General features: G+C 42.1%; 16 protein-coding genes. All 16 read right to left on the bottom strand.

Annotation, left to right across the window (positions count from 1 at the left end; translation table 11 throughout):
- Nucleotides 1-42 precede the first annotated feature (42 nt).
- The 16 genes from L3V30_RS07680 to tssM all read right to left on the bottom strand — a co-directional run bounded on the left by L3V30_RS07680 (nt 43) and on the right by tssM (nt 20,107).
- Nucleotides 43-882, bottom strand: coding sequence for an NAD/NADP transhydrogenase subunit beta (locus L3V30_RS07680; protein ID WP_167427554.1), 840 nt, complete (start codon nt 880-882; stop codon nt 43-45).
- Nucleotides 883-1,173, bottom strand: a complete 291-nt coding sequence (locus L3V30_RS07685) for a PAAR domain-containing protein (RefSeq protein ID WP_005375969.1) — start codon at nt 1,171-1,173, stop codon at nt 883-885.
- An 11-nt stretch (nt 1,174-1,184) separates the two neighbouring features.
- On the bottom strand, nt 1,185-3,020 hold the full coding sequence (gene tssI, locus L3V30_RS07690; RefSeq protein WP_237308629.1) for a type VI secretion system tip protein TssI/VgrG: 1,836 nt from the start codon (nt 3,018-3,020) through the stop codon (nt 1,185-1,187).
- A gap of 48 nt (nt 3,021-3,068) precedes the next feature.
- Nucleotides 3,069-3,548 (bottom strand): type VI secretion system tube protein Hcp, encoded by a 480-nt coding sequence (locus L3V30_RS07695; protein ID WP_005375967.1) that lies wholly within the window; start codon nt 3,546-3,548, stop codon nt 3,069-3,071.
- Nucleotides 3,549-3,756: 208 nt separating this feature from the next.
- Complete coding sequence (gene tssH / locus L3V30_RS07700) at nt 3,757-6,324, bottom strand: type VI secretion system ATPase TssH (protein WP_237308630.1); 2,568 nt, start codon at nt 6,322-6,324, stop codon at nt 3,757-3,759.
- Between the two features lie 10 nt (nt 6,325-6,334).
- Nucleotides 6,335-7,300 (bottom strand): type VI secretion system baseplate subunit TssG, encoded by a 966-nt coding sequence (gene tssG, locus L3V30_RS07705; protein ID WP_046875360.1) that lies wholly within the window; start codon nt 7,298-7,300, stop codon nt 6,335-6,337.
- Nucleotides 7,297-9,120 carry a type VI secretion system baseplate subunit TssF gene (gene tssF / locus L3V30_RS07710; protein ID WP_047009238.1) on the bottom strand — a complete coding sequence of 608 codons (1,824 nt, stop codon included), beginning with the start codon at nt 9,118-9,120 and terminating at the stop codon, nt 7,297-7,299. Before tssF ends, tssG begins: the two co-directional genes overlap by 4 nt.
- The gene (tssE, locus tag L3V30_RS07715) at nt 9,117-9,581 is read right to left on the bottom strand and encodes a type VI secretion system baseplate subunit TssE (protein ID WP_012842186.1); all 465 of its coding nucleotides are present in this window, start codon (nt 9,579-9,581) and stop codon (nt 9,117-9,119) included. The genes tssF and tssE overlap by 4 nt, the downstream gene beginning before the upstream one ends.
- 7 nt (nt 9,582-9,588) lie before the next feature.
- Entirely contained in the window at nt 9,589-10,383 is a 795-nt protein-coding gene (locus L3V30_RS07720) for a type VI secretion system accessory protein TagJ (protein WP_047009239.1), read from the bottom strand.
- 10 nt (nt 10,384-10,393) lie between these two features.
- Complete coding sequence (gene tssC, locus L3V30_RS07725) at nt 10,394-11,905, bottom strand: type VI secretion system contractile sheath large subunit (RefSeq protein ID WP_048625110.1); 1,512 nt, start codon at nt 11,903-11,905, stop codon at nt 10,394-10,396.
- 52 nt (nt 11,906-11,957) lie between these two features.
- Entirely contained in the window at nt 11,958-13,451 is a 1,494-nt protein-coding gene (gene tssC / locus L3V30_RS07730) for a type VI secretion system contractile sheath large subunit (protein WP_005396386.1), read from the bottom strand.
- Nucleotides 13,451-13,981, bottom strand: a complete 531-nt coding sequence (gene tssB / locus L3V30_RS07735; protein WP_053808353.1) for a type VI secretion system contractile sheath small subunit — start codon at nt 13,979-13,981, stop codon at nt 13,451-13,453. Before tssB ends, tssC (L3V30_RS07730) begins: the two co-directional genes overlap by 1 nt.
- Nucleotides 13,982-13,996: 15 nt before the next feature.
- Nucleotides 13,997-15,115: a type VI secretion system protein TssA gene (gene tssA / locus L3V30_RS07740; RefSeq protein WP_237308631.1), complete on the bottom strand. Its 1,119-nt coding sequence runs from the start codon at nt 15,113-15,115 to the stop codon at nt 13,997-13,999.
- Nucleotides 15,108-15,902, bottom strand: coding sequence for a protein phosphatase 2C domain-containing protein (locus tag L3V30_RS07745; protein WP_237308632.1), 795 nt, complete (start codon nt 15,900-15,902; stop codon nt 15,108-15,110). The genes tssA and L3V30_RS07745 overlap by 8 nt, the downstream gene beginning before the upstream one ends.
- Nucleotides 15,903-15,911: 9 nt before the next feature.
- The gene (tagF, locus tag L3V30_RS07750; RefSeq protein WP_237308633.1) at nt 15,912-16,607 is read right to left on the bottom strand and encodes a type VI secretion system-associated protein TagF; all 696 of its coding nucleotides are present in this window, start codon (nt 16,605-16,607) and stop codon (nt 15,912-15,914) included.
- Nucleotides 16,589-20,107 carry a type VI secretion system membrane subunit TssM gene (tssM, locus tag L3V30_RS07755; protein WP_237308634.1) on the bottom strand — a complete coding sequence of 1,173 codons (3,519 nt, stop codon included), beginning with the start codon at nt 20,105-20,107 and terminating at the stop codon, nt 16,589-16,591. Before tssM ends, tagF begins: the two co-directional genes overlap by 19 nt.
- Nucleotides 20,108-20,123: the final 16 nt, after the last annotated feature.

The following is a 20,123-nucleotide window of genomic DNA, read 5'->3' on the forward strand; positions in this document are numbered from 1 at the left end:
CATTAAAAGCCAACGTTTAGAAGGGACAAACTAGATCCAGAACTACTCGTTATGCCAATTGTATAGAACTCCCACCGTATAACCATCTGGCTCGATATCAGCTTGTAAAACGTGGAAGTCTGAGTTGAGGCTACTTCTTTGATGCTCCTCAATCATTAACACTTTTAAAACACCTCCGCATGCGCCCAGCCCTCCTAGTTTAACATCAATAAATTGATACTGAGTTTGATCGGTCACCCAGGGAGACAAGAGTTGCATAGCATTTAACCATCGAGGCTCATCTCCATCAATGGATAAATGCAACTCACTAAGTGAGTGATCACACCCTACTCCAAGTTGTTTGAACACTTTATCGACAGCAATGCTTTGTTGTTTGGTATCTAAATCAATTCGAACATCATCAGTAACAAGGCCGGACTGTTGAAAAAAGCACTTCGTCAAAATGATCGAGTTTTGAGATTTGGCATGCTCTTCTGCATCGCGAGCAATTTCTATAGCCAGTATCCAAGTTGCTTGTGTTTCGTTAACTTCACGGTTTATCCGATTTAGCGCCATCAAGAACGCCGCTTGACCATAAGGATAAAAATAAATTTCTCTATTGGCAGAGTTACCAAGGATAAGAGAAAACTCGTTTATCAATGCCTTAAGCAAGCTTTTATCTACCGAAGACGGTAAAAGAACACAGATATTCCCTTTGATATCACTTTGCTCCAGTATCTCGCGCTTAGAGCGCACAAGATTTAATATCTGCTCATACAGTGATTGATCAGGATAGGATCTTGGTGTTTCTGCGGGCAATCTAAAACATTCGTTAGCTATATCACGAACAGTGTATGGCCTGCCATTAATGGCAAGAAGATGAGTTTGAAATGCGAGTGGCATCTAGCCTCCGATTAAAACCGTAGGCATGCCAGACAGAATTTTACCACCATGAGACGTTGAATCCCCGACCCTTGCCGCTGGCTTACCGTTGATTGTAACGCTAGAAGAGCCTGCTGAGATGCTATCCGGAGGACCTATACAGATAAGCTTATCTCCCTGCCTAGCCGCTGGAATGCCGCCAATTGTCACGTTTGGCGAGCCAACTACGACCGGGCCACCTACATGAGGAATTTTTCCTGTTTTTTTAGGACAAAGATGAAAGCTGCCCAATATTGCGGCTGGTTTACCCACTTTAAATCACCTTAGTTCAATGAAATTTGCCCAGCTTTAAGAGCGATAGCAGAGCCGTTAATAGATATTTTATTGCCTTTGATGTTGATTTCTCCGGAACTAGACATCTGAATCGAAGCGCCACCGACTTTGATCTCGATACTCTTTCCTGCATTAAAAGACAACACTTCACCCGTTTCATTAGAAAAGTTTTTACCTACTTTCAAGGTCGCATTCTTGCCAACCTCTTGATTGACATCATTCGTCACTTTTTCGGTTTTACTGTTTTCAACGGCAATATCAACACAGTCTTCAACTAGCATTTGGAAAAGTTTTTCGGCATGAAGATAGATGTGTTCTTCACCGGGTTTGTCATCAAAGCGCAACTCATTAAAATTAGATGTGCCTTTTTGTACAGAACGCGATTTATAACCACTTTGAGAGCTTTGCTCTGGTAACGTGTAGGGAGGGAGTTGACTACCATTGTACAGTGACCCCGTAACAATTGGCTGGTCAGGATCGCCATTGACAAACTCGACGATGACCTCTTGTCCTACTCTAGGATGAAACACCGAGCCCCATCCGTTACCCGCGATATTTTGCGCAACACGAATCCAACATGAACTGTTTACATCGTATTTGCCAGCACGATCCCAGTGAAACTGAACTTTAATACGACCGTGTTTGTCTATGTAAATTTCGCCATCTTTGTTTCCCGTTACCACTGCGGTTTGCAAACCTTTCATCTGAGGTTTCGGATAGTTCACAGAAGGGCGAAGGATTGTTTTTGAGTCAACACAACTAAATGATACTTTAACACCTTGCGCAGCAGTGCCACCTTGACCAGTCTGATTATAAACAGCCGCAGATAAAAAAACGGCGGACAGTACGTATTCTTTGCCGACTCGAGACTTATCTTCATGCTTTTTAAACTTAAAGCACTTTCCCACACTGAACGTTCGACACGTTGCCTCGCCACGACACAGATATGCGTTTTGCTGTAGTGCTTCTATAGCGTGCGTGTTTCTAAGTGCGTATTGATCATCACTTTCCGTTTCACCCATGTATTCAAAATACTCGCTTTCAGGCACGGTAAAAAAATCACTTTCACCCTTGGCAGTATTTTTAGGATTAGACGAAGGCTTAAGCATGTTATAGCCAGACTTTTGGCTTGCTTTAGTCGTCAAAACTTGGGTTTCATGCCAAGAAGAAATATGGCTAGACTTAGCCGTACCTGTATCAAAATCGACTAAAAACTCTGTACCCGGCTTATAGAAACTGATGTCATCAAAAATCTTAAGCGTGTGGACAGACTTAGTGTGTGTGAAACAGAACGATAGCCCTTCTTCTGACAATAAGCGTCGGACAAATTCAAGGTCTGACTCTTCATATTGCACTTTGTATGTGTATTTAGGGTACGACTTAGTTAACTCAAAACTAAAGGCGACACTATGCTCCGAGAGTACTTCGGAGATAATTTCTTTTATATCTTTATGCTGAAATATTCTGCAATTTTTTCTATAATCGGCGAAACGTAATTTAGGCTCTATTAATAACTCTATATTTTTATAATTCTCACCATTATGAGTATTAGAAACTCGTTGCCCTTCTAATCTTGCAGCAGATACATAACCATGTATATAACGAGGTTTTGAAGAAACATCCTCACTATTTTCAAGGGTAATTGTTACTTCTTTACCAATTATTTCGTTTAACTCACTTCGTTGATCATTAAAGTAAGCTTTAGCACGCAATGAAAAAAGTTCTGAGATCTCTTCTCTATACTCAAATGAGTTTAGTATGATGGCATCTTTTCCGAATGGAGAGGAAATTCGGATGAAATTGTTATCTTGAGTTGCTCTTTTCATTAAATACTTCTTTCAAAAAATGCGGGGGAATATTCCCCCGCATAAAAATTACATTTGTTGACCTTTAACACCGCTGTAGCCGTATACCAATGGCGCAGAAGTGTTGTTTTTATCGTCAGTAGGAGTCACTGTCATCATCATTTCAGTGTAAGAAATAGTGATGGTTTCAACTGGACGATCATCCTGGATAGAAACTGAGTAGTTAGAAATCATCGCATCAGTCAGTTCGATCTTCATGATTTCTTCAACTTTCTCACCTTGCTTAGTAATATGGAAAACCGCAGGTTTACCTTTACCAATTGTCGCTTCTTTAAATAAGTCAGGAGAAGAACGGTCTTGAAGTTTAGTGATAGTCAAATCATATAGACGAGTAGCGCTCGCTTCACGGTCCATCGCTGTACCAGTGTATGATGAGATCTCACGACCTACACTCCAATCTACAGATAGTAGTGTAATCAAATCCTTATATTGCTCGGCAGTTGCCTCACCCTTAATATCTGCGTATTTAAGATACGTATTAGACTGCATGCTAATCTCCTATAGCATTATTAATTGACATATATCGTAGTAATTTAATTATCTGACGTTTGATGATAATTAGTGATTAATGTATCAAAAACTTCATTTTAAATACGCCCTGTTATATCTTTAAATAAGACTTAATTTAAGCGTTTTTTATAAAAAATAATAGTTAATATGAACCAACTCCCAATTATTATTGAGAGTGTAAAGGATGTTAAACTATTGAGACATCAAGTCCACTAGTTGTACCTTTAACAATAATTTCATCAAACGTCTTATCATTAAGAATTGCATGCAATATTTCATGAGAAATCTTAGGAAGTAATGTGTTTTCTATGGTTGTCTGTACCACACGTGCACCGCTCCCCGACTCATTACTATTGTCTACAATATCATTAATTAGTTCTTCATCAAAAAATAGGTCAGCGCCGTAATTTTTACGAATGCGATTCGTAACTTTGGCTAATTTTAATTTTGTTATTTCTATCAATACTTCTCTTGATAGAGGCAAATAAGGTAATACATTAACACGTCCTAAAAATGCAGGTTTAAAGTCAACCAACAAATCGTCACGCAAAGCATCTTTTAGTGCTGAAGGTTCTGGAGATAAATCAGGATCAGAATACAAAGACATCGTCGTTTCGGTCCCTGTATTCGCGGTCATAATAATAATAGTGTTTTTAAAATCTATATCGCGACCTTCACCATCTTTAATTGAGCCTTTATCGAATACCTGATAAAAAATATCTTGAACTCCAGGGTGTGCTTTTTCCATTTCATCCAAGAGAATCACACTATAAGGTTTGCGTCTGACGGCTTCAGTAAGTACACCACCTTCGCCATACCCAACATAACCTGGAGGCGAGCCTAATAATAAGGAAACTTTGTGCTCTTCTTTAAACTCGGACATATTGATAGTTGTGACATTCTCTTCACTGCCGTACACTTTCTCTGCAATAGCTAAAGCAGATTCAGTTTTACCCACTCCACTTGGTCCCGTGAGAAGAAATACACCATTTGGTCGTGTCTCATCCGTGAGCTGTGCACTGGCAGTTTTTATCACTTCAGACATGACTTCCAAAGCGTGATCCTGTCCGACAACTCGTTTACACAAACTCTCTTTCAAACTCAGTACAGCTTGGATTTCATCATCCTGAAGTTTGCCCAGTGGTATCCCGGTCCAATCTGAAATTACTTCTGCAACAAGCGCTTCATTGACATGCGAAAATACTAATGGCTGCGAGTTAGCGGAGAGGCTACTTTCGAGCTCTTGTAACTTGTCCCTAGCAGTCTCAGAACCCTCCTTGATTATTTGAGCTCTAAGTGACTTAGCTTCACTTACCCACTCTTTTTCTTTCTCCCACAGCATCTCTAGTTCAACTATTTCACTAGATAGAACATCAATCTCTTTTCTGACATCTTGCAACTGCATATCAAGAGGTGCACCTAGCTGACTTTCTTGGCTTAGGTGCTCATACTCAGCTTGCTTAGCTTTTAGTTTATTCCTTTTCGCATCTAGACCTCCCGGTGTAGACGATTGACTTAACGCGACTCGCGAGCAGGCTGTGTCTAAAACAGACACAGCCTTATCTGGCAGTTGTCGGCCATTAATGTATCGAGCTGAGAGTTGAACGGCAGCATTGAGAGCCTGGCTAGTGATGTGGACGTCATGGTGTTGTGCCATTACATCAAGTAAACCACGTAACATCTCGACCGCAAGCTCAGGCGCTGGCTCGTCGACCTTCACTACTTGAAAGCGTCTGGTAAGAGCCGCGTCTTTTTCAAAATACTTTTTATATTCTGCCCAAGTTGTTGCTGCGATCGTTCTGAGTTCACCTCTCGCTAACGCTGGCTTTAGAATATTCGCTGCATCACCTTGTCCTGCTTGTCCCCCACCACCAATCAGACCATGTGCTTCATCGATAAACAAAATAATGGGTTGTGGTGCGTCGTTAACTTCTTTCACAAGGTTTTTAAGTCTGTTTTCAAACTCACCTTTCATGCCAGCACCAGCTTGCAATAACGCCAGATCCAAAGACTTAATCGCTACATTTTGTAGAGCAGGAGGTACATCGCCATCAATAATCTTTTGCGCCAAACCTTCAACAACGGCTGTTTTTCCAACGCCAGCTTCACCAGTTAGAATCGGGTTGTTTTGTCGACGTCTTAATAAGATGTCGATCATTAAACGGATTTCATTGTCTCTACCAATAACCGGATCTATCTTACCTTCCCTAGCCTGCTCAGTAAGATCTGTTGTAAATTGATTCAGCGCAGAATTCGCGTTTGATTTCCCTAGGTCATTCGATCCTGATTGACGCGTATTACTTTCTTTAAAGTTCAATAACCGAGATGGTTCTATCTTGTTTAACTCAGGGCTAATCGAACCAGCCATGTTGACTAACGTATCATCAGACAAGTAGGCAAATAAAAGATGAATGCAATCCAACTGCTCCTGATTGAACTCAATCGTTGCCGATAGCAAAGCATTTTGCATCACAGTCACTGTGTGAGCTGAAAGACCTGGGACCGATTGACATCCCGTTTTGTATTTTTCAAGTGTCTTTTGAAGATCAGTTTCAACCTTGATTTTATCGACATCAAATTCGTCGAAAACTTCTGAATAAATATCGGCAGGATGTTGAATAATCGTCATTAACCAGTGAGACATTTCAATACTGTGATGGGTTCGAGAGCTTGCCATCGCAGCTGCTTGTTCAAGTGTTTCCTTAGCCTGAGGAGACAATCTTTCGACCAACGCTGAAAGTGAGAGTGAAGCCATTATGTTTCCTTTAAATAGTAATTGTTATGGTTCGATCTTTTGTGCGTTTATGTTTTTTAAGTACAGAACCAACACCTAACTGACCATGTTTTTTTGATAAACAAACTTGAGGTAATAAACTATGTTTGGTGGTGAGCTGCCATTTCACTTGCTTATGCTTACCAATAAATTCATAAGCCGCACGTTTAATAATTTCTACATTTGGATGGTTAGGCAGTAATTTACTAACCAGATCTTTGTGCTTTGGCAGAAACTCGATCGTTGTTCCTGCGTTTATATTCCAAGCTTTCGAGCCTAAGGATGCTCCGGAACCAAGTTGAGCAAACTGCCCTTCTGGCATAGTTCGAGATGAAAGACGTGTTTGCTCTTCTTTTGCAAGATGTAGCCACTGCCCTTGAAACTCATGAATCTTTACTTGGCATCCAGATAAACATTCAAGAACACTTTTTAGTCCAGCTTTACTTCTCGTCGGTGAAGCAAAAACACCACCATAGTGCAGGGACAAAGAACTACCCTGCCCAGTTAATGCCGATTTACAATCTTCTAAAGGTGAACGTAATCCCTGTGCATGAGCACGAGACTGAACGGTCAATTGACTTAGTTGCCAGCATCGATAGTAAAGAGACAGTAAACGATGGTTAAAAATATCGTAGAAGTCCACCATTGCCGTATCGCCTTCTTTTTGACGATGCAAAGCTAACTCGCTGTAGTGCTGAGGAAGCACCCCCTGCTCACCCGTTAGGCCTATCAGATTAGTTTCTAGTGCTAGCTTGTGGCTATCAATATGTTTCAGATCGCAAAGCTGCGCATTTTCAAAACCTAACGATGGGTTGACCTTTAGGTTTAGTTTTTCATGCTTAGGTAGAGCATCTGTCCCTATTTGTGCCTCGGCTTGCAAGATCTCGTGTTCGATAAGGTGAATTGCTTCAAACAACGGATGTTGCTTTAGATCTCGATAAAATTGCTCCGCGATCATAGCAACACCTTATCGCCAGTTAATGCAGGCCATAAGTGGAAGGGTTTTCCCGTTGACTTAAGTCTTATTTCTAGCTGCGTAAAAATGTTAATTTCAGCATATTGTGCAAAGTAAACGGATAAAACACTACCTAGGAGGAAGATTTGCTCTTTAGGTAAAATTTGATCAGAAACCGTCAAAATGATTTTTATACCGTGCGCAAAACCAACTTTACCTTTCTGACTTACTCTGCCTGTAGTCGGCTCGAACTCTAACTTCGCTAAAGCATCAATTACCGCTTTCGTTTCTGCGGTCCCAGAAAATGCATAGAGATTCAGAGTTTGCTTCAAAGTTGTTAATCCATCTTCTTCGGTAAAGTGGTTTAAAGTTAGAAGCTTAGTTAGCTGCCATCGTGTACTTTCATCCATTTCTGGCCGGAGGGTTTCTGATATAGAAACTAAACAACGAACTGACTCGAAGTTGTCATTTACTTCCGGCAAAGAGACTTTTGGAAGACCGCCTCCAAATGGAAGCTTCTGCGCTAAATTACGATTGCAGCACTCAGCTTCAACGTACATTAACCAGTTTTCTCGGCTCTCTGGACTGAACAATTGATGCCTTTTATCAACAAAAGAAATGTACGTTTCCCTACCCGGCTCATCGTATCCACCAGCCCAGTTTTTATCCTCACGTCTCATCAACCAATAAATTTCACTGGCGTTCATATAATGCGTGTGCTCACCAGCGTGATAACATGGCAGGTTGTGATACGTTTTGTTCCAGTTTCTCAATGTTACGTCAGAAATAGAGACAACCTCGTTACTCTCGGCTTCCTGGTATTGCGGTGATAAGTGGTAATCGTACTCGGTTGGTAGAATACGCTTTGGCTCCATAACACTTTTAAATAAGTTTACGACTGGCACACAACCAACCATCAAGCTCTCTTCATCCACTTGCTTAGGAAGCCAATCATCATTGGTATCAAAGTAAAAATACAGCTCAACTTGCTCTCCAAGAGCTAGTTCTGATAATCCGAGTTCAGTGATATCAAAGAACATGAACTTCTCAGGAAAGTGCAGATACTCAACAAGTAATCTTGCTCCCGAAAAGCTTCTCTTACTGTATGGAACAACCTTCTCATCTTCTGAAAATCCCACTTCAATAAGATGCCTTTTCGTTAAAGAACGGACTTCTTTGCCACCCGCAACGACAGATAAACCAATTAGATTTTGAAATAGCATTTGGTAAAGTTTAAACGTCAACTGAGATTGCCCGTTTAAATAAAAGCGCAACCGTTCTAATCCCATTTCACTCAGAGATGTCTCTTCATCTTGGGCGGTGAGCTGGATTTTCAGAACTGAATGAGCATGGCTTTCCCATTGGGAGCCCACCGATTTAAGCGGTGCGTTTTTGAAAGCGCCAGAGGTCACATCAACAGGGTACATTCTGACCGGATAACAGGTTCTAAACTCGCATTCGTGGTATCCAGGAGCACCGATAACGACTCGCTCACCTTCTTCTACATCAAAAAAAGAGGAAGTGGAGCTAGAGCAGTTCATCTTAATGACGGACATTGATGGAATTGGTGCGTGAAAATCCGGATATAACTGCCCCATCAAAGATTCAGTGAACTGAGGATAACTATTGTCTAAACTTTGTCTAATCCTTGCCGTTAGAAATGCACAGCCTTCTAGCAATCTTTCTACATGTGGATCGTCAACCTGCTCCTCACTGATACGGAGTCTCGCAGCGATCTTAGGATACTGCTCCCCAAACTCTTGTCCTTTGTGACGTAAATAAGCTAACTCGCGATTATAGTATTTGAGAAACTCTTCACTCATTTCGCTCTACTCAGTTTCATACCTAAATTTACCGGCTCTACTTCAGAATTGAATCGCACTTCATGAATGCTGTTATCGATTAAGCAAGTGGCGCTAATTTGTAACCTCAACACCCTATCAATAGCGTTTTTCTCGTCCGAAATCTGGACATAAGGATTCCTTAACCTAGGCTCGAACTCTTTAATTGCATCATGAACAATGTCACAAAGCTGATTCTGCCCCTCTTGGCTGCTATAAGGCATCGAGGAAAAATCTGGCAGACCATAATTCAATATTGAATAGCGAACCTCTAAAAGGTCATCAGGAATGTTTTTCCATCCGATACGACTATTTAACATAGACTCCAGATCTCTAAGCAAGCTGTTCAACATCTGTTGTTGGCTCGTAGGGAAGTCTTTTTCATCTCTAGTTGAAGGATCACTATCCATCAATTTGTCGAGCAGAGAAACGGTTAAAGACATGTTATTGTTACGCTATTTGTTTCGACTCTAACAATGTAGTCAAGTCACAGATTGGGAGGGCTGAATCACCAACTAGCCAACATTTTTGGCCTAAACCCACGAAGGATTCTTGCTCACCAAGCTGTTTCCAATCTGTTTCTCGACCTAGCTTTTGTGCGTCAGTTTCTGAGTCAACATAGGTCAATGGCATATGGCCTTCTCCTTCGCCAAGTCCGTCAATATCAAACTCTACAGGTCGCCAAATACTTTCTAATAAAGAGGTGGGCGCTTTTATTTCTAGCGCTTGAATGCTAGAAATTGGAACAAGAAAATAGTTACCCGCGGTGGAAAACAGTTCAATGTAACCACCTAAACGATCATCAATATCCCTAGCATCTTCATAGTTTGTACCGTTTATGTTAAAGCCTTTAATAGTACGCTGCTCTTCAATGCTATGCGCTAGGTGTGACGCTTCTGCATAGTCTTGATTTTTGAGAGCGAGGTTAAAGCGAACAAGCTTTTTAGTGAATTCCTCGTCACCTAATACCTTGGCACTAGCCGCACCGTCGATAAAATCTTTTCTAGCCTGGGCCGCTTTCACTAAATGTCGCAACTGACTTGCACCAGGTAGATACTCAGGAAACAATTTGATCGATTGCATAAGTTGCTCATCCGCACGCTCGAAGTCTCCATCAATGCAAAGCAGCTCAATGAACGAGCTTCTCAAGCTTGCATCTTTAGGCGCCGCTTTAATTTCATCAATTAATAGCTCTAGAGCTTGTTGCAATTGGCCTTGGGACAAAGCATTTTTCCATTGGGTCATTGTTATTTCCTTACACCAAGTGCTCTGGTGATAATTCAGTAATTAATTTAATGCTAGATACCATTTGATCGAGCTGGAAGTGCGGTCGCAAATGGATAACAGAGTAATAGTGTCCTGGAGTTTCTCTTTTCTCTCGAACCGTAATTTTCGCTTCATTTAAGGGGTACTTCGCCCTAAGTTCATCAGATGCTTCATCCGACGCGGTAGTGTACTGGTGCAACCATCGTTGAAAGTCTCGCTCTAGGCTTTCTGCATCTTGATATCCACCAATCTTGTCACGCCCCATAACCTTGAGATAATGTGCGACTCGCGACACACACAACGTGTATTGCAACATCGACGTGAGCTTTGCATTCGTTGAAATGTGTTTTTCTGCATATTGCTTAGGCTTGTAGAGAGATACATTCGAGGTCATCCCTACCATATCGGTTTCAGGTACAGGAGAAATAGAAATGAAACCGCATTCAGACAACTCTTGTTCTTTTCTCTCAGAGATCTTTAAGTTTAAAGGGCATCTTTCACGGTCATTCTTGCCATTAACGCGCATTTTGTTCCTAGTAGGAGCGACGATAATACCCTGACTATAATCCCCTTGCTTAATGCCTCGCATGTGCGTAAACCACCCATGCTCCTGAAACGCTCTAATTGATACGGCCGCAAAACAATACGCGCTACTCCCCCATAGCAAATCACGATTAGAGTCGTAGACATGCTCTTGAAAGTCGAACTGATCGTTGCGCGAACCATCACTTTTATATGGCTGACGGAATAAAACATTCGGCGCAGTCAGGCCAATAAATTTGGTATCATCGTTGTCTCTCAGACTGCGCCATTTTGCGTAATCTGCCTGTTCAAATTGGGCCGCAATATCTCTTATCGCAGAGAGCTGTGAAAAACTGTCAACACCAAACATCTCCGGCGATGCTGACATAATGAACGGGCTGAATGCTGCCGCTGCAGACTGAGAGATCTTGCTGAGCACAGACAGATCTCTATCAAAATAATTTTTACTCGCATCACAACGAAGTTGATAATCGCCAACTACCACGCCAAAGGGTTCTCCCCCGGCCATGCCATATTCATTTTGATAGAGCAGCTTAAATAGTGCTGATTGGTCAAACTCGATGGCTTTTAGTGCATCTTTACTGACTTCATTCCATGTTGCCGCCAACACCTTGACTTTGACGGAGTCTGATGATCGAGTGTCGACCTGTTCGCATAAATACCTCACGCCGATCCAACCTCTTTCGAGTTGTTGAAACTCAGGATGATGTATTATTTCGTTTAATTGAGATTCTAATAGCTCATCAATTCGGTTTATCGTGTTCATCACACTATGACGAAAACTGTCCAAATCTCTTGAACGCGTACCTTCTAGCCAAATTCGAGCTGCCTCTACAAGATCAGAAGATTCATTGAATCGAGTCAACCACGGGCTATCAAGCTCAGCATGGCCTCCTGTGCTGAATTCATGCTTTAGCTTACTGGGATCGCGAAAGTTAAGTGACACTGCTATTTCCATCTAGAACATAACGATTTGGTATGGCTGGCCTTACGACCAGCCAATTCATTTCTTATCCACCCGACTGAGGGATCTTTGCAACAAGTCGCAAAGATGTCGTCAATTCTTCCATTTGCAGCCAAGGCTTAAGCCATGCTACAGCATTGTAAGAACCTGGTGCGCCAGGGATTTCCTTAACCTGGACACGAGCATCTGCTAGAGGGTATTTCGCTCGGATCTCTTGACCACCACCCTCTGAAGCATTTACATAGCCTAGAATCCAGCGGTTCAACCAAGACTCAACGTCTTCTGCTTCCATAAAGCTACCGATTTTATCTCGAGCCATTACCTTCAAATAATGCGCAAAACGAGATGTCGCCATCATGTAAGGTAGACGTGCTGAAATCGCCGCATTAGCCGTTGCTTCTGGAGATTCGTGGTTCGCCGGTTTTTGACAGGTTTGCGCACCAAAGAAAACCGCATAGTTGGTGTTTTTGTAGTGACAAAGCGGTAAGAAACCAAGTTTACCCAGCTCTGCCTCACGTCGGTCGGTAATACCAATCTCTGTTGGACACTTCATATCAGGATCGCCATCATCACTCATGAAGAAATGTGTTGGCAAATTATCCACTCGACCACCACCTTCTGCACCACGGATAGCTGTACAGAATCCATATTTTGAGAAGGCGTCTGTTAACTTAACACCAAGAACATACGAAGAGTTCATCCAACAGTAGTCATTATGCTCAGCATTGACAGCAATACCTGACACTGGGTCTACTTCGAACTCTTCAAATCCAAATTCCTCAACTGGAGCAGTGGCTTGTCCGTATGGCAAACGAGCCAGAACTTTCGGCATAGTCAGGCTAACAAAACGTGAATCAGCACTCTCACGGAACGAACGCCATTGAGCGTATTCTAACGACTCAAAGACCTTGTCTAGATCGCGTGGTTTTGACAGTTCAGTCCACTCATCAAAACCAAATAGTGCTGGTGAGGCCGCGGACAAGAATGGGGAGAAGCCTGAAGCGGCTACATTTGACATTAGGCGCAGCGACTCAATATCCTCTGGGTGGTTGGTAAACTCATAGTCACCAATTAATGCACCATAAGGTTCACCACCTGCACTGCCAAACTCAGACTCGTAAACTTTCTTAAAGATCTGGCTTTGGTCAAATTCAACCGCTTTACTCAAGTCTTTATGTAACTCTTTCTTGGTCATACTCATCATGCGAATTTTCAGAGTAGAGCTCGTCTCTGAGTTCATCACTAGATAATTTAAACCACGCCAAGAACCTTCAAGTTTCTGTAATTCAGGATGATGCATTACTTCAGACAACTGATCAGAAATCTGTTTATCAAGTAAATTAATCGCTTCACGAAAAGTTACCGTTAGGTTTTTGTTCCAAGTAACCGTCCCTTTCATTGCTTCTTCAGTGAGCGTTTTAATTAGCTCTTCAGCACGAGAGGCTTCTGTCTGCTTAGTTGCACCAATAGCTTGATCTAAAAATGAAGTTGTTTGTTCATTAACAGTTGGATCTAACTGCTTTTCAGCTTCAGTCGTCATTATTCCGCTCCTTCAGTACTGTCTGACTTCGCTTGCTTGCCAAGATCTAACTCGCCCGCAAGTTTTGCCAGATTGTCTGTGTTGTTCAAAACATCCTCTAAGATGTTTTCAAGCTCTTCAGAACGGTCAACTTTTGTCATCAAATCACGCAGTTTATTACGCGTTTCCATCAGTTGGCGCAGTGGATCAACTTGATTTACGATCGCAGCGGGCTCAAAGTCTTGCATTGATTTAAAGTTCAAATCCACCTCAAACTGTGAATCGTCGTTCGCAAGCTTGTTCGCAACTTTGAACTTAACCGATGGGTTCATCTTTTTGAGCACATCATCGAAGTTGTCTCGATCGATCTGAATAAAACGGCGGTCTTTCAATGGCTTCAACGCTTCAGTGTTTTGACCAGCGAAGTCACCCATTACACCTACAACAAAAGGTAGCTCTTTCTTAAGAGTTGTACCTTCAGTTTCAACATCATAGGTAATGTGGACACGAGGCTTCCGTACTCGTGACAGTTTCGAGTGGATACTCGTCATACCATTCTCCCTTTATTAATTTTCATTTTGTTCTGCTATGCCAACCAAACGGAAGTAGCTTTTCTTTGCATCTCCGTCGGAGATAAGTTCCGCCAGTAACTCCGGCAGAGGCATTCCACACCAACGAATGATCTGTTCGATGGAGTAAGAAACTGGTGAGTGAGGCTCACTCTCTCTGAAGAAATCAGCCACTTGCTGCAATTGTCTAATCGCCTGCTCTCGTGATTTCATGTTTGTCGCTAATAGTGCATCAGAACTTTGTGAACTCACTTGTTGTTCCGAAGAAGTAGATTCATCCACCTCCTCCAGTTCTTCAAACACAGCTTGTGGTTGATTAAAACGCTCTCCAAGGAGATGCTTTAATGCCGAGTGTATTGATTCAAGCCTTTTTGATATATAAGAGCTAGGAGTAACATCACCTACCGCTTCATCTAATCGCTGACTGAATTCATTAAATGACTCTGTGGCGAACTCCAGATCAGCGATTAGCTCACGATAAAAGGAATCAGAGGTAGATTTAACTGTAGTTGTAATATCAGATAGCTCTGTAGCGCCAAGATCGACTCGATTTCGGCGCTTATCTTCATCTAAACGCTCCAACTCAATAGCTTGCTGATATTCCCAGTAGGCATACGCTTGCTCAACGCCTACGTCAGTAAGCGGGATACAAGCAATAGGGAAAATAAGTGTTCCTTCGCTATCGATACCATTGAGGCCAGTAATCGCCGATATTCTTGTTTCAATGCCATCCTCATCAGGCATTGGATAGAGATCACCCCAAAATTTCTCGATGAACTCAGTAGCGAGTTTGTACCCAACGCCCATACCGCGAAAACCATACAATCGAGTTAGAGCCTCTATAAGCCAAGCAACAAACTCTAAATCTTTAGATTGATTCGTAAGTATCTCTGGTACTTCTTCTATAAATACCCGCCATAAGTTACTGTGGGTATAAATACTTTCTTCTTCTATAAGCGCATTGCGCTCTGCATTTCGCGCAGCCATACGCTGATCTTTTAACCGGTAATAAGCGGACTGTGGCGATACATCTTCTCTAGGATCAACACCTGTGGGATTCTCTTGAGATATAGGAGCCAACGCTTGTTCATACCAATCGAACATCTCACTATTCATAAGACCTCCCTCTAAGAAAAACGGGGATCGTCGCGTCTTCTCTCGTTACTGCTTCAAATTCCGTCTGCGCTTGGCGAACTTTGACTAACGCACAAGTAACGTTATCACTTGCACCTCTCACTAACGCCGAATGCATGAGTGCTAATCCTGCTTGATTTACTGAGTCCGCATACAATGTCCGGTGAATTTCATCACTCGTTAATTCTTTAGAAAGCCCATCACTACACAGAAGAAATTGGTCTCCATCAGCCAACTGCCCTGAAACTTGATCAATAGTGATACTCTCATCTACCCCAACAGCTCTGGTAATAACATTTGCGAGAGGATGTGACTCAGCATCTTCAAATGCCAATAACCCTTGATCGACTAAATCCATAACTTGACTATGATCGCGTGTTTTTTGAGAAAAATGACCATTTCTAAGCTGGTAAATTCGGCTATCACCGACCCAAAGACAGTGGTAATACCCGTCCTGGATAAACAACAAAACGAGAGTTGTTCCCATCGTTTTACCGTCTAAGTGATTTTGTGCGTATTGATAAATTTCTAAATTCGCGGCTTGAACCACACTCCGGATATCATCGATATTGGTATTTGGGACATCCTGCATATGGCGCGCGACTCTATCCACTAGCATCTGGCTTGCTATGTCGCCAGCACTATGCCCACCCATTCCATCGGCTACAACCCAAATATGCTGCTCTGTCATATCTAAAAGAGCATCCTCGTTATAAGGGCGTACTTTTCCTGCGTGCGATTTAGCAAAGGTAAAATAGTTCCAATTCATTCTTCTATCCTACCAATTCCACTTTTTCCAACCGCCATCAAGCATGGCAGAAAATTGACCAATAGAAGGGAAACCGCTGGTCATAAACATACATGGTTCAACTAGAGTAGAGCCTTCAGTCCACCAAAAGCATGGCTTACTCAATTTTTCTTTAATGAGGTAATTCAAAAGTGCGCTTTGATCTGCTCTACCTTGATCATGAAAAATCGTAGATATTTGGCTTTGATAAAGAAACTTAAGAGGCCGCACTTCACTTTTTACATTCGCCACTAAATCGTTTTTTTCTTGCATGCTCTTATGCCAAACATCAAGTACAAAGTCGTCCTCAAGTACTGCTAGGGCAAGAGATGCACTGTCCTCGGTCCAAGCTTTGTCCTCCCAATATTGCGCAGCTTCACCTTTTACGGCACGAGCTATAGTAAAGAAAAAGTATCTACCGCATGCATCTACACTAGGAATCATGCTACCAATGTATGTCGAGTCTTCTAAGTAACTAACATCCAGAGCAAAGTGCCACACAGGCGCGGTTAAAAAGTGCTCATTCCAACTTTCACCCAATTGTTCTCTGCTGACTGCAATAACAGCCTGCAGCCAGTCATGCCAGCGCTCTGAAAAGTCTTGTGATAAGCCATCTTTCACAAAGTCGCCTTTTGCAGGCATTTTACCGATATAACCCCAGGCTGATGTTACAAGGTTCGTGGACATCTGAACCTCTCCATTTCATTTGACCAAAACGGATTAATAGCACTAGACGGAATAAGCTCTAGTTGCACCTTATTTCCCTTTAAATCAATCATAACTATGTTGTCTTTACGTGATTCTGGTCTTGCTTTAAGTGATTGATCTAGCAGTTTGAATATGCCCCACTCACCTTCATAAGTATGGGCAATCTCACGTTTAGATTCAGGTGGTGTGAACACTATTCGAGTCTGGTCTTGACCCGCAGGCCAGCTCAAGGATTTAGCTCGTGCTGGTCCATGCTTATAAACCAAATCTTGCTTACCTAACTCTAGAACAAACCGAGTAATGTGCTGATCCAGATACACTGGTTTCATACCGAACTCTACGCGCAATGAATTATCAGATTCAAAGAAAGACTGCCTGATACGCTTCGCTCTTTGAAAGACCATCAGCGTTTCTGGACGAACTCCAATTTCCTTTTCTAATCGCCAACGACTTTTCGACGTATCGACAAACGGTTCAAGATACTCTTGGAAGAATGAGTCAAGCGTACCTCCATAACCAAAGAAACGTTTGAAGTCCTTCAGCCTTACTTCTCTGCTCGCATTTGGCTCGAATGGGTATCTACCCGCAATCGTCCGCTGATAAGGGCGCACCACTTGCGTTACCCAAAGCTGATTTAGATGATCTTTCGACCCGCTCTCCGCAAACTTAACTGACTCTTGAGAAAGTTCACCTAGCCATTGATTAAATGGCCTAGGCAAAAGTTCTTTAGCGCGAGCAAAGGAAGCAGCCACATCTTGTGTAACGGTCCCATCTAAAATACTTTTGTAAGCAATTTTCTGATTATTACCTGAGCTTGATAAATCGCTTAAGTACGAGCGCAAGTTAACCATAGCTTGTTGAATATCATCAAAGTCTTGTTCGCCGAGACGTAAGATCTCCGAAAAATGAGATTCGACTTCTTTACCTGGCAGTGCAACATTGAAACCATTTTCTTCAGGCAAGTACATGTCTAGTCTATCTGCCGTATTCGAAAATTTAACTTTGGCAACCTTACCAGCGACTTCAGAAGCGGCCTTCTGATTTTCTGACAATGATACTTTCGACAAACCAACTTCTTTTTGGATTGCCCTCAACAACGATTCGATTGGCCTTTCAACTCCAGATAGAACTCTAGCTTGTTCTGTTGCAAGCTCTAGGCTCGGAGCCTGCTTAAGTTGAATATCTTCGATCAGAGTTTTCCATTCATTCACATAATCTTGATAGTATCGAGATTGGACTCCTTGAATAGCGCTATCTTGATCAATTTCATGAGCCTTAAGATCGTCACCATAAACCCAGTTCTCTTCCATTAGACTTTTTACTGTACGGTTAATCTGAATCTGAAAAATGCTATGAAAACCATTGTATGTATAAAAGCCCGAAATGCCTTGTGATAAGGGCTTTCCACTCGCTCGTTCAAACTGCTCAAGCCCTTTAGGCCCCAAGACATCAGTCAAACGAAATGAAGGAACATGACTCTTCGAAAATTGTATCTTCATTCGCTGGTAAGCACGTTCTGGTAGAGACATTTGTGTCAAAACCTCGCGAGCATTAGTCACGGCAGCAGTATTATAAGAAAAGCCTTGTCCATCATTCTCTAATAAATTTTGAGTGTGCTGTAACAGACCTTTTCTTAAGTCTATATTTAGTTCACCCGGATATTGACGTTCAAAATAGAAGTTAAACCAAGCCAACACTTCATCTTGTTGGTATTTGTCTGGATTAAATAACATCAAATAAGTTTTCAACGTTTCATACAAATACTCTCGATGCTGTTTATTACTTTCCATTTCCGTCACCAAGCTATCAAGAAGCAAGGGAGCGTAATATTGGGTCAACGCATCAGAATATGCATTGTTTGCCGCCTGTGAGACTTTATCTCCTTGATAAAGACCAAACCTTTTTACGGAATCAGCATCGCCGTAGTTGCTTTGCTTTCCTAGAGGAAGCGTCATCAATCGATTTAATGTCTCTACGGCTGAGATAATATCCGCCTCAAAATCTAGGCTCTCAGCACCAATCATTGCTTCAATATGGCCGGCTTGCTCATTGGTATCGACAATCAACTGAGAATTCCACTTGTAGCTCATAAGCCAAAGTGCAGACGCACCTAGCAGTAGAGAAGCACAGCCAATGTAAACACCTCGGCGCATCCACCCTGACTGCTTTTGATAGTGACGATTAACCGTTCCTAACAGTTGTTCCTTGAAAATAACCTTATCAAACAAGTTCTTCACGAAATAACTATGAGACCCTGTTTGGCTCTTTGTTAGAGCGAGGCGATTTAGTCCAAGTCCATTGGTCGATTCATTCATTAACTTATCGACTGGTAAGCCTTCTTGGACCGAGCTCAACATAAACACACCACGAATCAAGGCTGGCTCTTCAAAACTATTTTGTGCAAATATTTCCGCTAAAAATTCATCGAGGTTAGCTTGCAATACCCTTAGCTGTTTAGGAAATTCAAAAATAAGTGCTCGCTTCTCTAAATCATCTTCAGTTTCAAGGATTCTCAGCATTCGAGCATCAAGGCGCTCTAACATGCCATGAAATTCTTTATTGAATAAAGAAATAACCCCTCTTTCATCAGCCACTTCACGCGGAAACATGAAACCGAACAATTCCTCACGCTCTTCCTTACTTAGATCAGAGAAGAACTCATTGAAACCCGCAACTAAATCCATTTTGGTCAGTAGTACGTAAATAGGAAATTGCATCCCTAACTGATTCTTCAGTTCTTGAAGGCGCGACTTGATAGCTCGAGCATGAAGGCTTCGCTCGGTTCTTGTCTGCGACATCACACTGGCTAAACTGATCGTGACAATTGCACCATTAATTGGCCTTTGCGTTCTATATTTTTTCAACAACCCTAAGAAGCCGTGCCATGCTTTAGAGTCGACTTTTTCTTGACTGTCTTGTGTCGTGTACCGACCGGCCGTATCAATCAGAACGGCTTTATTTGCAAACCACCAATCACAATGACGAGTTCCACCGACACCAGCGATAGAGTCAGAACCAAGGCTATCCGCTAACGGAAACTCCAGCCCTGACTGCTTTAGCACTGTTGTTTTCCCTGTCCCTGGAGGGCCGATCAACACATACCAAGGCAAGTCATATAAGCTTCGCTTTCCTTTATGTGTTTTCGTTACTACTTTGACAGCTTGCTCAATACGCTCGCGCATTAAGTCAATTTCACTCGCCGCTTCTTTATCTGACTGACTATCAACCTCAAGTAACGTTTGAATACTTTCGTCTTCTTTAACTTTTTGCTTGTGCTGCTTAGTCACGTTGAATAAAGCCCACACAAACACCAGCACCAAAATCGTGACGAGTCGTTGGAAGTCGCTCTTTAGTGGCTCATATCCCGCTATCGTGATAAGTGGACCAACAACCCAAATAAAAATTGAACAAGCAGCGACACCGATAAGACCGAGAAACCACCTTTGAGTAAATATTCTGCCAATTTCTTTAATACGCATCTCTATCTACCTGTTA

This window comes from Vibrio sp. A1-1 (assembly GCF_021728175.1).
In the GTDB taxonomy this organism is placed as follows: Bacteria; Pseudomonadota; Gammaproteobacteria; order Enterobacterales; family Vibrionaceae; genus Vibrio; species Vibrio diabolicus.

Excerpts from the sequence above, each read along its gene's own strand:
- tssI (WP_237308629.1), bottom strand. The coding sequence starts at position 3,020 with ATGAAAAGAGCAACTCAAGATAACAATTTCATCCGAATTTCCTCTCCA.
- tssC (WP_005396386.1), bottom strand. The coding sequence starts at position 13,451 with ATGACGACTGAAGCTGAAAAGCAGTTAGATCCAACTGTTAATGAACAA.
- L3V30_RS07745 (WP_237308632.1), bottom strand. The coding sequence starts at position 15,902 with ATGAATTGGAACTATTTTACCTTTGCTAAATCGCACGCAGGAAAAGTA.
- tssG (WP_046875360.1), bottom strand. The coding sequence starts at position 7,300 with ATGATCGCGGAGCAATTTTATCGAGATCTAAAGCAACATCCGTTGTTT.
- tssC (WP_048625110.1), bottom strand. The coding sequence starts at position 11,905 with ATGGAAATAGCAGTGTCACTTAACTTTCGCGATCCCAGTAAGCTAAAG.
- tssF (WP_047009238.1), bottom strand. The coding sequence starts at position 9,120 with ATGAGTGAAGAGTTTCTCAAATACTATAATCGCGAGTTAGCTTATTTA.
- tssA (WP_237308631.1), bottom strand. The coding sequence starts at position 15,115 with ATGAATAGTGAGATGTTCGATTGGTATGAACAAGCGTTGGCTCCTATA.
- L3V30_RS07680 (WP_167427554.1), bottom strand. The coding sequence starts at position 882 with ATGCCACTCGCATTTCAAACTCATCTTCTTGCCATTAATGGCAGGCCA.
- tagF (WP_237308633.1), bottom strand. The coding sequence starts at position 16,607 with ATGTCCACGAACCTTGTAACATCAGCCTGGGGTTATATCGGTAAAATG.
- tssM (WP_237308634.1), bottom strand. The coding sequence starts at position 20,107 with ATGCGTATTAAAGAAATTGGCAGAATATTTACTCAAAGGTGGTTTCTC.
- L3V30_RS07695 (WP_005375967.1), bottom strand. The coding sequence starts at position 3,548 with ATGCAGTCTAATACGTATCTTAAATACGCAGATATTAAGGGTGAGGCA.
- tssH (WP_237308630.1), bottom strand. The coding sequence starts at position 6,324 with ATGGCTTCACTCTCACTTTCAGCGTTGGTCGAAAGATTGTCTCCTCAG.
- tssE (WP_012842186.1), bottom strand. The coding sequence starts at position 9,581 with ATGTCTTTAACCGTTTCTCTGCTCGACAAATTGATGGATAGTGATCCT.
- L3V30_RS07720 (WP_047009239.1), bottom strand. The coding sequence starts at position 10,383 with ATGACCCAATGGAAAAATGCTTTGTCCCAAGGCCAATTGCAACAAGCT.
- tssB (WP_053808353.1), bottom strand. The coding sequence starts at position 13,981 with ATGACGAGTATCCACTCGAAACTGTCACGAGTACGGAAGCCTCGTGTC.